The following is a 16,034-nucleotide window of genomic DNA, read 5'->3' on the forward strand; positions in this document are numbered from 1 at the left end:
GGCCCGCGCTGGTGGCCGCCGCACGGCCGGAACGCATTCCGCTGTCGCTGGCCCAGCAGCGCATGTGGGTGCTCAACCAGCTCGACCCGGCGTCGGGCTCGTACAACATCCCGTTCGCCATCCGGCTGACCGGCGCGCTCGACGTGGCCGCGCTCGACGCCGCGGTGACCGACGTGCTCACCCGGCACGAGTCGCTGCGCACCCGGTTCCCGGTGTGCAACGGCGCCGCGTCCGAGGGCCCTGCGTGGTCACCGTCGGCTACCTCCTCCGGGCCCGTCGATCGCGGCGCGCCGGTGGACGGCAGCCCGGTCCAGGAGATCCTGCCCGTCGCCGAGGTGCTGCCCGCCGGGCTCGAGGTGGAGACCACGACCGAGGTCCTGGCCCGCGCCGCCGCGCTGGCCGAGGCCGGGTTCGACGTCACCAGGGAAGTGCCCGTGCGGGCGCGACTGCTCACCGACGGATCGTCGGCCGACTGGCTGCTGGTGTTCGTGGTGCACCACATCTCCGCCGACGGCGCGTCGCTGGCCCCGCTGGCCCGCGACCTGATGACCGCCTATGTCGCGCGCGCCGCGCAGCAGGCTCCGGCCTGGACGCCGCTGCCGGTGCAGTACGCGGACTTCGCGCTCTGGCAGCGCGCGGTCGTGGGCGTCGACGACGACCCGGACTCGGTCGCCGCCGCCCAGCTCGACTACTGGCGGACCCAGCTCGCCGGGGTGCCGCCGCTGCTGGAGCTGCCGCAGGACCGTCCGCGTCCCGTGACGCCGACGCTGCGGGGCGCCACCACCGAGCTGCGGTTGCCCGCCGAGGTGCACGCGCGGCTGAACCACCTCGCGCGCGAACACAAGTCGTCGCTGTTCATGGTCGTGCACGCGGCCCTGGCGGTACTGTTGGCGCGGCTGTCGGGCACCACCGACATCGCCATCGGCACCGCCGTCGCCGGACGTGGTGAGCGTGCGCTCGACGAGCTGGTCGGCATGTTCGTCAACACGCTGACCCTGCGCACCGCGCTGGACCCGGCCGGGTCCTTCGACGAGGCGGTGGATCTGGCCCGCGAGACCGACCTGGGCGCCTTCGCCCACGCCGACCTGCCGTTCGAGCGGGTCGTCGAGGTGGTCGCGCCGGGCAAGGGCAGCGCGCACAATCCGCTGTTCCAGGTGGCGCTGACCTTCAGCAACAACGAAGCGGCCGCGCTCGAGCTGCCCGGCCTCAGCGTGACCGCGCTGGAGACCGCGGTGGCGGCCAAGTTCGACCTGCAGGTCGACGTCGAGCCCCGGTTCACCGCCGAAGGCGCGCCGGACGAGCTGGTCACCCTGTTCAACTACGCCACCGACCTGTTCGACGAGGCCACGGTGCGCACCATCGGCGAGCGCTTCGCCCGCATCCTGACCGCGGTGGCCGCCGACCCGCAGATCCGCGTCGGCGATATCGACATCCTCGACGAGCAGGAGCGGGCCCGGCTGCTCGCCGGGGCCGCGCAGGCGCCCGCGCCTGCCGCGCCGTCGGGCGGCACCACGCTGGCGCAGGCGTTCACCGCCGCGGCCGAGGACGACCCGGACGGTCCCGCGCTGGTCTGGGGTGACGATTCGCTGACCTACGAGCAGCTCGACACCCGGTCCTCGCGGTTGGCGCGGTTGCTGATCGGCCGTGGTTTCGGTCCGGGTGCCGGTGTGGCCGTTGATCTTCCGCGCGGCGTCGACTGGGCGGTCGCGGTGTGGGCCGTGCTCAAGGCCGGTGCGGCCGTGCTGCCCGCGCCGGGAGCCGGCGCGCTGCCCGCCGAACCGGCGGCCAAGATCGGCATCACCGCGGGCGTGACGCCGGACGGTGATTTCGAGTGGGTGGTCCTCGACGATCCGTCGATCCGTACCGAGCTGTCGACCCAGTCGGCCCGCCCGGTGACCTACGCCGACCGCACCAGGGCACTGCGCGGCGGTGACCCGGCCTTCGTCGGCGTCGACGGGGTCCGCAGCTATGACGAACTGGCCACGGCGGGTGCGCGGGTGCGCACCGACGCGGCGCTGACCTTCGAGTCGCGCACCTTCGGCACCGCCGCGGCCGACAGCTTCGCCGTCCTCGTCGAGCCGGTCGCCGCGGGTGTCGCCGGCGCGTCGATGGTGCTGGCGCAGACTGCCGGCGACGACTTGTCGGCCGCGCTGGCCGAGGAGTGGGTGAGCCATCTGTTCGGCGACCGGGCCGGTCTCGAGGCACTCGACACCGCCGGGCTCGACGACTTGCAGGCAGTGATCGCCGACGACGCCGCGCCGGGCAACCCCGGTCCGGCCGAGGTCGTGCTGGTGCTCGGGGACCCGCGTCCGTCGGTGGCCTGAGCCGTGACCGTGGTGACGGGGCGACGAGTTCCGGTGATGGGTGAGGTGGAATCGCGATGACACGACCGGTACGGACGCGCCCGGTGCGCACTCGCCGCGCCAGGGTGACCGCGCTGCCGCAGCTGCTGGCCACCGCCGTGGAGACCAATCCCGACGGTGTCGCGGTGGTGCTCGCCGACGCCACGCGCACGCTGGGCAGCCTGAGCTACGCCGAGATCGACGAGCGCTCGAGCCGGATCGCGCGGCTGCTGATCGAGCGCGGGATCGGCGCCGGTGATCTGGTGGCCATCGGCATCCCGCGCTCGATCGAGTCGGTGCTGGCGGTGTGGGCGGTCGCCAAGACCGGCGCCGGTTTCGTGCCGGTGGACCCGAACTATCCGCCGGATCGCGTGGCGCACATGGTGTCCGACTCCGGCGCGGTCTTCGGGCTGACCGTCGCGGCGGTCGCCGACCGGCTGCCGACCCGGGTGGACTGGCTCGTCATCGACGACGCGGGCATCGCCCCGCTGCTCGACGAGGTCGCCGGTGACCCGGTCACCAATGCCGACCGGCTGCGCCAGATCCGCGCCGAGGATCTGGCGTACGTCATCTACACCTCCGGCTCCACCGGCCTGCCCAAGGGTGTCGCGGTGAGCCAGGCCGGGCTGGCCGGGTTCTGCGCGGAACAGCGCCTGCACTACGGCATCGACATCGATTCGCGCACCTTGCATTTCGCCTCGCCCTCGTTCGACGCCTCGCTGCTGGAGCTGCTGCTCGCGGTCGGCGCCGGCGCGACGATGGTGATCGTCGACCCGAGTGTCTACGGTGGCGACGACCTGGCCGCGCTGCTGCGCCGGGAACGGGTGAGCCACGCGTTCATCACCCCCGCCGCGCTGGCCTCGATCGATCCCGATGGCCTCGACGATTTCCGGGTGGTGGCGGTCGGCGGCGAGGCGGTCCCGCCGGATCTGCTGCGGCGCTGGGCGATTCCGCTCGCCGACGGCACCCTGCGACAGTTCCATAATGTGTACGGGCCCACCGAGACCACGATCGTCGTCAACATCAGTGTGCCGCTGAAGCCGGGTGATCCGCTGACCATCGGTGGCCCGCTGCGCGGAGTCGCCGAATACGTGCTCGACGACCGGCTCGGCCCCGTCCCGCCCGGCGTCACCGGCGAGCTCTACATCACCGGTGCCCAGCTGACCCGCGGCTACCACGCGCGCCCCGGTCTCACCGCCTCGCGCTTCGTCTCCAATCCCTTCGACCCGGCCGGTTCCCGGCTCTACCGCACCGGTGACCTGGTCCGCTGGACCGCCGAGGGCGCGCTGGAATACGTGGGCCGCAACGACTTCCAAGTCAAGATCCGCGGCTTCCGGATCGAGCTCGGGGAGATCGACGCGGTGCTCTCCGCGCACGAGAGCATCGACTTCGCCGCCACCGTCGGGCACGAACTCGACAGTGGCGCCACGATTCTGGTGTCCTATGTGCACGCGGCCCCGGGCGCGACCGTCGACACCGCCGCGCTCACGGCCTTCGCCGAACGCAGCCTGCCCGCGCACATGGTGCCGACCGTGCTGATGGAACTCGACACCATCCCGCTGACCCCGGTCGGCAAGCTGGACCGGCGGGCCCTGCCCGCCCCGGTGCTCGAGCACGCCGCGTTCCGAGCCCCGACCACGCCGGTGGAACAGATCGTCGCCGGGACCTTCGCCCAGGTGCTCGATCTCGGCGAGGACACCCAGCTCGGCCTCGACGACGACTTCTTCGCCCTCGGCGGCAACTCGCTGCTGGCCACCCAGGTCGCCGCCCGGCTCGGCGCCGCGCTCGACACCGACTTCCCGGTCCGGCTGCTGTTCGAGGCGCCGACGGTGGAGGCGCTGGCCCAGCGGCTGGCCGAATCCGCGGGCGCAGGCGCGCGTCCCGCGCTGGTGGCCGCCGAACGGCCGGAACGGATTCCGCTGTCGCTGGCCCAGCAGCGGATGTGGTTCCTCAACCAGTTCGACCCGGAGTCGGTCGCCTACAACATCCCGATGGCGGTGCGGCTCGGCGGCGCGATCGATGTGGACGCGCTGCGGGCGGCTGTCGGCGATCTGGTCGCCCGGCACGAGACCCTGCGCACCGTCTACCCCGAGACCGACGACGGTCCGATCCAGCGGGTGCTGCCCGAGTCGGCGGCCACCCCACAGCTGGAGGTACACCGGATCCAACCCGCCGGGCTGGGCGCGGCGATGCACGCGCTCGGCTCGTCCGGCTTCGATGTGCGCAGCCAGGTGCCGCTGCGGGTCGCGCTGTTCGAGCTCGGCCCCGACGAGTCGGTGCTCGCCGTGGTGGTGCACCACATCGCCGGGGACGGTTCCTCGCTGACCCCGCTGACCCGGGATCTGATGCTCGCCTACGCCGCGCGCTCGGCGGGCGCGGCACCGGACTGGGCCCCGCTGGCCGTGCAGTACGCGGACTACGCGCTCTGGCAGCGCGCCCTGCTCGGCAGCGAGGACGACCCGCGGTCGCTGGCCTCGGCCCAGCTGGCCTACTGGCGCGACGCGCTGGCCGGCCTGCCCGATCAGCTCGACCTGCCCGCCGACCGGCCGCGTCCGGCCGTACAGTCCTTCGCCGGTGGCCGGGTGCCGATCGAGGTCGACGCCGCGACCCACCGCGCGCTGCTGGCGCTGGCGCACGAGCAGGGCGCGACCCTGTTCATGGTGGTGCACACCGCGCTCGCGGTGACGCTGGCCCGGCTGGCGGGCACCGACGACCTCGCGATCGGCACACCCATCGCGGGCCGAGGCGAGGCCGCCCTCGACGACCTGATCGGCATGTTCGTCAACACCCTGGTCTTCCGCACCACGCTGCGGCCGGGGGAGCCGTTCACCGCGCTGCTCGCCCGCCAGCGCGACACCGACCTGCAGGTCTTCGCCAATGCCGACCTGCCGTTCGAGCGACTGGTCGAGGCGATCAACCCGGCCCGCTCGACCGCGCGGCACCCGCTGTTCCAGGTGGGCCTGTCCTTCCAGAACCTGACCAGGACCGGCCTCGAGCTCGGGGAGCTGGCGGTCGAGGGCGTCGACGTGGACCTGGCGGTATCGCAGTTCGACCTGCACGCGGTCGTCGCGGACACCTACGACGCCGACGGCGTCGCCCAGGGCATCAGCGGGGTGTTCACCTACGCCACCGACCTGTTCGACGAGGCGACCGCGCGCGGCTACGCCGATCGTTTCGCCCGGGTGCTCGCGGCGGTGGCGGCCGCGCCGCAGCGGCCCGCCGACGAGCTGGACCTGCTCTCCGACGCCGAGCGCGAGCGAATCCTGCACGGCTGGAACGCGACCGGACATCCCTGTCCGCCCGCCACCCTGGCCTCGCTGTTCGCCGAGACCGTCGCCGGAAACCCCGACGGCGTCGCGCTGATCGATCCCGACGGCGCGCCGCTGACCTACCGTGATTTCGCCGCGCGTGTCCATCGGCTGGCGCGACATCTGATCGCGCAGGGTGTCGGCGTGGAAGACCGTGTCGCGCTGGCGATCCCACGGTCCGTGGATCTCGTCGTCGCCATGTACGCGGTGACGGCCACCGGTGCCGCCTACGTGCCGGTCGACCCGTCGCAGCCGGCGGACCGGATCGGTCACGTGCTCGACACCGCCGCTCCCGTCTGCGTATTGACCACGGCGGAAACCGGATTCACCGCCATCGCCGACACAGCGCCGGGTGCCGAATCGTCAGGCGCGACGAGCGCATTGGGCGGCGGATCGGCTGCTGCCGGCGACACGCTGCGTGGCGAATCGGCTGCTGCTGGGGGCGCGTTGGGCGGATCGGCTGCCACCGGTGGCACGCTGCGTGGCGAACATTCCGCCGCTGGTGCAGGACTCGGCGCGGCCCCGGTGATCGTCGTCGACACGCTGGACCTGTCCGCTCTCTCGGATCAGCCGATCGCGGCGAACGAGCGGCGCGGAGTGCTGCGTCCGGCGAACACGGCGTATGTGATCTTCACGTCCGGTTCGACGGGCAAGCCGAAGGGCGTCGCCGTCTCACACGGCGCGATCGTGAACCAGCTGCTGTGGAAGACCGCCGCGTTCGGACTCGGCCGCGACGATTCGGTCCTGCTGAAGACGGCCGCCACCTTCGACCTGTCGGTGTGGGAGTTCTGGTCGGCGGCGGTGTGCGGCGGCACGCTGGTGATCGCCGCGCCCGACGGGCACCGCGACCCCGCCTACCTGCTGGGCCTGCTCGCCGGTCGATCGGTGACGACGCTGCATGTCGTCCCGTCCATGCTCGACGCCCTGCTCACCGAAGCCGGGGGCGCGCTCCCGTCCGCGCTGCGCCGGGTACTCGCCATCGGCGAGGCCCTGCCCGCCGCGACCGCGCAACGCTTCGTGGCTACGAATTCGGCCGCGTTGCACAACCTGTACGGCCCGACCGAGGCCGCCGTCTCGATCACCGATCATCGCGTGACCACAGCCGATCGGACGACGGTGCCGATCGGCGCGCCCGCATGGAACAGCCGGGTCTACGTCCTGGACGCGCGGCTGCGCCCGGTGCCGGTGGGCGTCTCGGGTGAGCTGTACCTGGCGGGCGAGCAGCTGGCCCGCGGCTACTTCGGCCGCCCCGACCTGACCGCCGACCGATTCGTCGCCGACCCGTTCGCCGTTTCCGGTCGGGTCGGCGAGCACCTCGGTGCCGTCGACAGCCAGGTCCGGTCCCGCTCCGCGCACGGCGCCAGGATGTACCGCACCGGTGACCTGGTGGCCTGGACCGCCGAGGGTGAACTCGAGTACCGGGGTCGCACCGACTTCCAGGTCAAGATCCGTGGCTTCCGCATCGAGCTGGGCGAGATCGAGGCGGCGCTGCTGGCCACACCGCAGGTGGCCCAGGCCGCCGTGCTCGCGCAGTCCGACGCGCAGCTCGGTGACCGGCTCGTCGCCTACGTGGTGCCCGCCCCGGACGCCGAGCTCACCGCGGCGGTAGCCAAAGCGGCGGTGGCCCAGGTGCTTCCGTCGTACATGGTGCCCGCCGCCTTCGTCGTCCTGGATCGGCTGCCGCTGAACGCGAACGGCAAGCTCGACCGCGCCGCGCTCCCCGCGCCGGTGCTCGAACCGCGTCGTTACCGGGAACCGGTGGGGGACAACGCGATCGCCGTGGCGGAGGTGTTCACCGAGGTGCTCGGTGTCGCCCGGCCCGGTCTCGACGACGACTTCTTCTCCCTCGGCGGCAACTCGCTGCTGGCCACCCGGGTGGTGCACCGGCTGCGGGAACGCACCGGCACCGAGCTGACCGTGGCCGCGTTCTTCGCCGATCCGACCGTCGCGGGGCTCGCCGACCGGCTCAGCGCGGGTCCGGCCGGTCTCGGCGGTGACCTCGACGCGGCACTGGCGACCACGCTGCCGCTGCGCCGCGGCGGCGACCGGGAACCGCTGTTCTGCCTGCACCCGGTCTCCGGCCTGGCCTGGGCCTACGCGGGCCTTGCCCCGCATCTGCCCGAGGATCGCCCGATCATCGGGCTCCAGTCGCCCGCCCTGAGCGACCCGGACTTTCGGCCCGCCACCGTGGACGCGCTGCTCGACCACTATCTCGCCGAGATCACGGCCGCCCAGCCGCACGGGCCGTACCATCTGCTCGGCTGGTCGCTGGGCGGGGTGCTCGCGCAGGCGGTCGCCACCCGGTTGCAGGCGGCGGGGGAGACGGTCGCCTCGCTGACCCTGCTCGACAGCGTGCCCGGCGCCGATCTGGCCGACTTCGGCGCCGAATTGCGGGAGGCCTTCCGCGAACTCGGCATCCCCGATCAGCAATTGCCCGCCGCCGACCGGATGGCCGGTCTCGGCGCGGACGCCCTCGCCGCGCTGCACGGCGCGCTGGCCGGGTCGACACCGATCTCGCTGTCGCGCTTCGTCGGGATGTACCGGGGTGCGCTGCGCACTGTCGAACTGGTTACCCAACTGACGCCGGATCGATTCGTGGGTGATCTCACCTTCTTCACGGCCCTGCGCACAGCCGGAAAAGCGCCGGGTGGCGCCTCGCGCTGGCGCCCCTATTTCAGTGGGGTCATCACCGATCATCCGGTCGACGCCAGTCATCAACAGATGCTCGGCCCGGTGGCCACCACCACAGTCGGCCCGGTAACGGCGCAGGTCATCGCCATTTCCGGGCGGTCCATCGATAGCCCCACGTAACAGGCTCCGCGCAGATTACGATTCTGTTGCAGAGAGTTGGTGTGTCGTGGCGCACACCTCGGCGACGGTCGGCGGCAGCGATATAGGTGTGGCTATGCTGTGTCCGACTCGGCTGCCGGACGCGAGAGGTGTATTGGTCTGTGGAAACCCCCCGCCGCACTGGCCGTGCCGGTCGCCGCCGAACGACCGGCGCACCACTGTTCGGTCAACTGCTTACGGCCGCGGTCGAATCCGCGGCCGGGTCGATAGCTGTCCGCTACAACCCGACCGGAATGCCGGGCGGTGAACGGCAGCTCACCTACTCCGAGCTGGACGCGGAATCCTCGCGACTGGCACGTGAACTCATCGACCGGGGCATCGGCGCGGGTGACGTAGTCGCGATCGCGATCGCGCGCTCCATCGAGTCCGTGCTCGCGGTCTGGGCCATCGCCAAGGCGGGGGCCGCCTACGTGCCGGTCGACCCGGCCTACCCGCGCGACCGGATCGCGCACATCGTCGCCGATTCCGGCGCGACGCTCGGCCTGACCACCGCGACCCATCGGGCCGCGCTCGGCACCGGGCTGTACTGGATCGAGCTCGACGATCCGGTGGTCGCGGAGCGGATCGCCGCGCGTCCAGGACACGCTGTCAGCTACGCCGACCGGGTCCGGCAGATCGACGATCGGCACCCGGCCTATGTCATCTATACCTCCGGCTCCACCGGCAAGCCCAAGGGCGTCGTGGTCACCCACGCCGGTCTCGGCGCGCTGGTCGCCGCCGAGCGCGAACACTTCGGCGTCGAACCGGATTCGCGTGTGCTGCATGTTTGCTCGCCGAACTTCGACGTGTCGGTGCTGGAGCTGTTGCTGACCTTCGCGAGCGGCGCGACCCTGGTGATCTCGCCGCCGCGGATCTTCGGTGGCTTCGAACTGTCGGATCTGCTGCGGCGCGAACGCATCACGCACCTGCTCATCACGCCGGGTGCGCTGGAGTCGGTCGATCCGGCCGGGCTGCCGGACCTGCGCACCGTGGTCGTCGCCGGTGACCGATTCGGTCCGGAACTGGTGGGCCGCTGGGCGACCAACGGCCGCGCCTTCCACAACGGCTACGGCCCGACCGAGGCGACCATCCTCGCCACCAGCACCGCCCCGCTACATCCGCGCGCGCCGATCACGATCGGCACCGCGGTGCCCGGCATGGGCCTCTACGTCCTCGATGCCCGGTTGCGGCCGGTGCCCGCGGGCGTCGTCGGCGAGCTGTATCTGTCCGGTCCCGCGCTGGCCCAGGGGTATCTGGGCAGGCCGGGCCTGACCGCCGAGCGGTTCGTCGCCTCGCCGTTCGGGGCGGGCAGGCTCTACCGCACCGGTGACCTGGTGCGCAGGCTCGAACCCGACGGCACGCTGGAATACCTGGGCCGCACCGACTTCCAGGTCAAAGTGCGCGGCTTCCGGATCGAGCTGGGCGAGATCGACAACGCCCTCACCGCTCACCCCGACCTCGACTACGCGGTCACCCTCGGCAAGACCATGCCCTCGGGCGCGACCGCGCTGGTGTCGTATGTGCTGCCCCGCGTCGGGCGCACGGTCGACACCGGGGCGCTGGCGGAATTCCTGTCCACCTCGCTGCCCGCGTACATGATTCCGGCCGTCATCATGGTGCTCGACGCGCTGCCGCTCACCTCGGTCGGCAAGCTCGACCGGGCCGCGCTGCCGACGCCGGTGTTCACCGCGCGCGGATTCCGCGCCCCGGCCACGCCCGCCGAACAGGTGGTCGCCGATGTGTTCGCCGCGCTGTTGCTGCGCGACGGCTCGGGCCGCGTGGGCGCCGACGACGACTTCTTCGAACTCGGTGGGGACTCGCTGCTCGCCGCGCAGGCCGTCGCCCGGATCGGTGCCGCCCTGGATGTGCGGGTGCCGGTGCAGGCCGTCTTCGAGGCGCCGACCGTCGCCGCGCTGGCGAACAAGGCCGAGCAGCACCGGGTCTCGGCGCACGCGCTGCCGCTGACCCGTCAGCAGCGTCCCGCGCTGATCCCGCTGTCCTACGCCCAGCAGCGGATGTGGTTCCTCAACCGCTTCGATCCGGCCTCGGCCGTCGACAACATCCCGGTCGCGGTGCGGCTGTCCGGCCGCCTGGACCTGCCCGCCCTGCGCGCGGCCGTCGCCGACCTGGTCACCCGGCACGAGGTGCTGCGCACGGTGTACCCGGTGTCGGACGGTTCGGCCGCCGATTCGGTGGTGCTCGACGGTGAGGGCCATCAGGTGGTGCTCGCCCCCGGCGATCCGGCGGCGGCGCCGGAGTTCGAGGTCGTCGAGATCACCGAGGACCAGCTGAGCGACGCCATCGCCGCGGCCGCGCTGACCGGCTTCGACGTCACCGCGGCGCCGCCGGTGCGGGTGCGGGTGCTCGCGCTGACCGAGCCGCGTCCGGCCGGGCCGGAGGCAGCAGCGGAGTACGAGCCGGATGCGGCTCCCGCGAGTTCGGTCAGTGAGCACGTCGTGGTCTGCGTGGTGCACCACATCGCCGCCGACGGGTTCTCCTTCGCGCCGCTGACCAGGGACCTGCTGACCGCCTACGCCGAGCGCCGCGGCGGTGGCGCGCCGCACTGGCCGCCGCTGCCGGTGCAGTACGTCGACTACACGCTGTGGCAGCGCGCGCTGCTCGGCGTCGAGACCGATCCGTCGTCGCTGCTGGCCGCGCAGGTCGCGTTCTGGCGCCGGACCCTGGCCGGCCTGCCCGAACAGCTGGAGCTGCCCACCGACCGGCCGCGTCCCGCCGTCGCCAGCCGGGCGGGCGGCACGCTGAGCGTCCAGGTGCCCGCCTCCGTGCACGCCGGCCTGGCCGCGCTGGCCCGCGACCACAACGCCACGCTGTTCATGGTGGTGCACACCGCGCTGGCGCTGCTGCTGGCCCGGCTCTCCGGCACCCGTGACATCGCCATCGGGACCCCGGTCGCCGGTCGCGGTGAGCAGGCGCTCGACGAGCTGATCGGCATGTTCGTCAACACCCTGGTGCTGCGCACCCAGGTCGATCCGGCGGCCAGTTTCGCCGCGCTGCTCGCCGAGGTCAGGGCCGACGACCTGGCGGCCTTCGGCCACGCCGATGTGCCGTTCGAGCGCCTGGTGGAGCTGCTGGAGCCGGTGCGCTCGACCGCGCGCCACCCGCTGTTCCAGGTGATGCTGACCTTCCAGAACCTGGCCCGCTCCGAGCTGGCGCTGCCCGGCCTGGCCGTCTCGGCCGCAGACTTCACGGTGCCGCTGGCGAAGTTCGATCTCCAGGTGGAACTGGCCGAGCGGATCGGCGCCGACGGCGCGCCGCAGGGCATGACCGCCTCGTTCGTCTACGCCACCGATCTGTTCGACCACGCCACCGTCGCCGATTTCGCCGACCGCTGGTCGCGGGTGCTGGCCGCGGTGGTGGCCGATCCGTCGGTGCCGGTGGGCGACATCGATGTGCTCGCCCCGGGTGAGCGCGAACTTGTGCTGCGCGAAGGGGATTCGCCGGGCATCGCGGTCCCCGAGGTGACCCTGGCCGATCTGATCTGCGTGCAGGCGCAGCAGCAGCCGGACGCGATCGCGGTGCGGGCGGGGGAGTACTCGCTGACCTTCGCCGATCTGCTCGGCCGCGCCTCGGCGCTGGCACGGGCGCTGATGGCCGAGGGCGCGGGCCCGGAAACCCTGGTGGCCGTGGCGGTTCCGCGTACCGAGGAGCTGCCGATCGCGCTGCTCGCGGTGCTGCTGGCCGGTGCGGGCTACCTGCCGATCGATTCCGGGTATCCCGCGCAGCGACTGGAATACGTGCTCGCCGACGCGAAACCCACTGTGCTGCTGACGACATCGGCCGAGCGCGCGCTGGTGCCCGCCGATCTCCCGGTGGTGCTGGTGGATGAACAGCTCGGCTATTCGACCGCGCCGCTGCGCCCGGCCGAGCGACGCGCGCCGCTGCGGCCCGACCACCTCGCCTACGTCATCTACACCTCCGGCTCCACCGGCCTGCCCAAGGGCGTGGGCGTCAGCCATCGCAATGTGCTGGAGCTGTTCGCCAATACCCAGCAGTTGTTCGAGTTCGACGCCGACGACGTGTGGACGGTGTTCCACTCCTTCGCCTTCGACTTCTCGATCTGGGAACTGTGGTGCGCGCTCGCCGGCGGCGCGTCGGTGGTCGTGGTCGATCACTTCACCTCGCGCTCGCCGATCGAGTTCCGCGAGCTGCTGGCCCGCGAGCGGGTGACGGTGCTGAGCCAGACGCCCACCGCGTTCGCCCAGCTCGACGAGGCCGACCGGGCCGCCCAGGCCGCCGGTGCCGCGCCGCTGCCGCTGCGCTACGTCGTCTTCGGCGGCGAGGCGCTCGACCCGCGCAAGCTCAACCGCTGGTACGCCCGCTACGGAACCGGGCCCGGCGCACCGCGATTGGTGAACATGTACGGCATCACCGAGACCACGGTGCATGTCTCGCATCTGACCATGGACACCGGGGCGACGGAGCTGCCGAGCAGCCTGATCGGCCGGGCGCTGCCCGGTCTGTCGGTGGCCGTGCTCGATGATCGGTTGCGTCCGGTGCCGTTCGGCGTCGCCGGTGAGCTCTACATCGCCGGCGGACAGGTCTCGCGCGGTTACCTCGGCAAGCCCGGGCTCACCGCGACCCGGTTCGTCGCCGATCCGTTCGGACCGCCCGGTGCGCGCCGCTACCGCTCCGGCGACCTCGGCCGCTGGATCGGTTTCCGCGGCACGCCCGCACTGGAATACGGCGGTCGTGGCGATCAGCAGGTGCAGCTGCGCGGGTTCCGGATCGAGCCGGGCGAGATCGAGGCCGCGCTGCTCGGGGTGCCCGGCGTCGGCCAGGCCACGGTCGTGGTGCGCGTCGACGAACACGCGGGCGATCGGCTGATCGGCTACGTCGTGCCCGCCGACGGCGCCGCCCTCGACCCGGTCGCGGTGCGCGCCGCGGTCGCCGAATTCCTCACCGGCTACATGGTTCCCGACGCGGTCGTGGTGCTGGCCGCGCTACCGCTGACCGCCAACGGCAAGCTCGACCGGGCCGCGCTGCCCGCGCCCGAGTTCACCGCGGCCGCCGCCTTCCGCGCACCGACCACGCCGATCGAACTGAGCGTCGCGGAAGTGTTCGCCACCCTGCTCGGGGTCCCCGAGGTCGGCCTGGACGACGACTTCTTCGATCGCGGCGGCAACTCGCTGCTGGCCACCAGGGCCATCGCCCGCATCGATCAGGCGCTCGGCACCGACCTGGTGGTCCGCGACCTGTTCGAGGCGCCGACGGTGGCCGCGCTGGCCGCCCGGGTGCGCCCCGGCGAGGTGGCCGAGCCGCGTCCGCCGCTGGTCCCGGCGCAGGACCGGGGCGTCATCCCGCTCTCGCCCGCGCAGCAGCGGATGTGGCTGCTCAACCGGATCGACCCGGACTCCCCGGCCTACAACATCCCGCTGGTGTTGCGGCTGCGCGGCGCGCTGGACACCTCGGCGCTGCGCTACGCGGTCGCCGATGTGCTGGAGCGGCACGAGGCGCTGCGCACCCGGTTCCCCGCCGACGCGAACGGCGCGCCCTACCAGGAGATCATGCCGGTCAGCGCGGTGCTGCCGACCGGGTTGCCGATCGAGGAGTGCGCCGACCCGCGCGATCGCGTGATGTGGCTGCTCGCAGGCGGATTCGACGTCGCCGAGCGAGTCCCGTTGCGGGCCGGGCTGTTCACCATCCCGGACACCGATCCGCTGGCCGAAGAAGAGCACGTGCTCGCCGTGGTGGTGCAGCACATCATCGCCGACGGCGCCTCGCTCGCGCCGCTGGCCCGCGATCTGGTGATCGCCTACCGGGCCCGGGTCGAGGGGCGTTCGCCCAGCTGGGCGCCGCTGCCGGTGCAGTACGCCGACTACGCGCTGTGGCAGCGCGCGGTCCTGGGTGAGGAGTCCGACGAGACCTCTACCGCCGCACGCCAACTCGACTTCTGGCGGCGCACGCTGGCAGGCCAGGTCGGCACCGTGGACCTGCCGCACGATCATCCGCGACCGCCGCACGCCTCGCTGCGTGGCGCCGATGTGACCACCAGCCTGCCCGCCGACGTGCACGCGCGGCTGGCCGAGATCGCCCGCGCGCACAACGCGTCGCTGTTCATGGTCGTGCACGCGGCGCTGGCCGTGCTGCTGGCGCGCATCTCCGGCAGCACCGACATCGCGATCGGCACCCCGATCGCGGGGCGCGGTGAGCCGGAGCTCGACGACCTGGTCGGCATGTTCGTCAATACGCTGACCCTGCGCACCGAGGTCTCGCCGCTGCGTGGCTTCGACGAGCTGGTCACCCTGGCCCGCGAGGTCGATCTGGCCGCGTTCGCCCACGCCGACCTGCCGTTCGAGCGGATCGTCGACGAGGTCGCGCCCAGCGGCGCGGTCTCGCACAATCCGCTGTTCCAGGTGGTGCTCTCGTTCCACAACACCGAGACGCCGGTGCTGCGGCTGCCCGGGCTCATCATCGAGGCGATGGACCTGGCGGCCCGCTCGGCCAAGGTCGACCTGCAGGTCAATGTGGAGCCCCGCCACACCGCGACCGGCGACCCGGACGAGCTCGGCGTCGTGTTCACCTACGCCACCGACCTTTTCGACGAGCACACCGTCGCGACCTTCGCGCGCGGGTTCACCGAGATCATCACGGCGGTGGCGGCCGACCCGAAGGTCCGCGTCGGCGACATCGACCTGCGCGACGCCAGAGAGCGCGAACGCGAGCTCACCGCCGCGGACTACGCGCCCGTGCCCTCGGCCAACGGCGCCGCGCTGGCCCAGGAGCTGGCCGCCGCCGTCGAGGAGGATCCGGACGCACCCGCGCTCGACCTGGGCGGCGGCGAGCTGACCTACCACGAGTTCGACGCGCGCTCTTCGCAGTTGGCGCGGTCACTGATCGCGCGCGGCGCCGGTCCGGGCACCGGGGTGGCGCTGCGGCTCGATCGCGGGGTGAACGCGGCGATCGCGACCTGGGCGGTGCTCAAGGCCGGTGCCGCGGTGGTGCCGCTGGCGACCATCGACGGGCTGGTGACCGACCGGCTCGAGGTGAAGCTGGGCCTGACCATCGATATCGTCGACGCCCCCGAGGGCCTGGACTGGTACGACCTGGCCGACCCGGCGCTGATCGCCGAGCTGGCCGCGGAGTCGCCGCGCCCGATCGGCTACGCCCATCGCACCCGCGCCCTGCGCGGTGACGATGTGGCCTTCGTCGGCGGTGGCCGGTCGCTGAGCTACGACGAGCTGGCCGGCGCCGCCGAGCGGGTGGCCCAGCGGACCGGGCTGACCTTCGAGTCGCGCACGCGGGCGGCGGGCCGGCCGGATTCCGTGGCCGGCCTGTTGGAGATCGTCGCGGCCGGGATCGCCGGCGCGACGTTGGTGATGGCGCCCGACGACGGCGCCGACGAGGTGAGTCACGTGTTCACCGAGTCGGCGGTCGCTGTCGCGGCGCCGGGGGATGGCGCCGGCGCGACGATAGTCGCGCTGAGTGAGATGATCGGCAACGCCGGACAGCCGCAGCAGCGACGGGCGGCCGTCGGGATGGATGGGATAGGTGGATAGTGCATGACCGGGCAGCGGCTAGTCGGCTCCGTCGAACG

The 16,034-nt window shown here is 72.5% G+C and carries 3 protein-coding genes; all 3 read left to right on the top strand.

Annotated elements, in window-relative coordinates; all coding sequences use genetic code 11:
• Positions 1 to 2,324, top strand: a 2,324-nt coding sequence (locus tag ATM97_RS19000; protein WP_218719386.1) for a condensation domain-containing protein, incomplete at its 5' end; no start/stop codon positions are given.
• Positions 2,325 to 2,407: 83 nt separating this feature from the next.
• Complete coding sequence (locus ATM97_RS19005) at positions 2,408 to 8,461, top strand: non-ribosomal peptide synthetase (RefSeq protein WP_218719443.1); 6,054 nt, start codon at positions 2,408 to 2,410, stop codon at positions 8,459 to 8,461.
• Between the two features lie 272 nt (positions 8,462 to 8,733).
• Positions 8,734 to 15,996, top strand: coding sequence for an amino acid adenylation domain-containing protein (locus tag ATM97_RS19010; protein ID WP_374104882.1), 7,263 nt, complete (start codon positions 8,734 to 8,736; stop codon positions 15,994 to 15,996).
• Positions 15,997 to 16,034: the final 38 nt, after the last annotated feature.

This window comes from Nocardia sp. MH4 (genome assembly GCF_019266065.1).
GTDB lineage: Bacteria > Actinomycetota > Actinomycetes > Mycobacteriales > Mycobacteriaceae > Nocardia > Nocardia canadensis.

What these genes read in the sequence shown, in the direction of transcription:
- ATM97_RS19010 (WP_374104882.1), top strand. Translation starts at nt 8,734, where the DNA reads ATGCCGGGCGGTGAACGGCAGCTCACCTACTCCGAGCTGGACGCGGAA.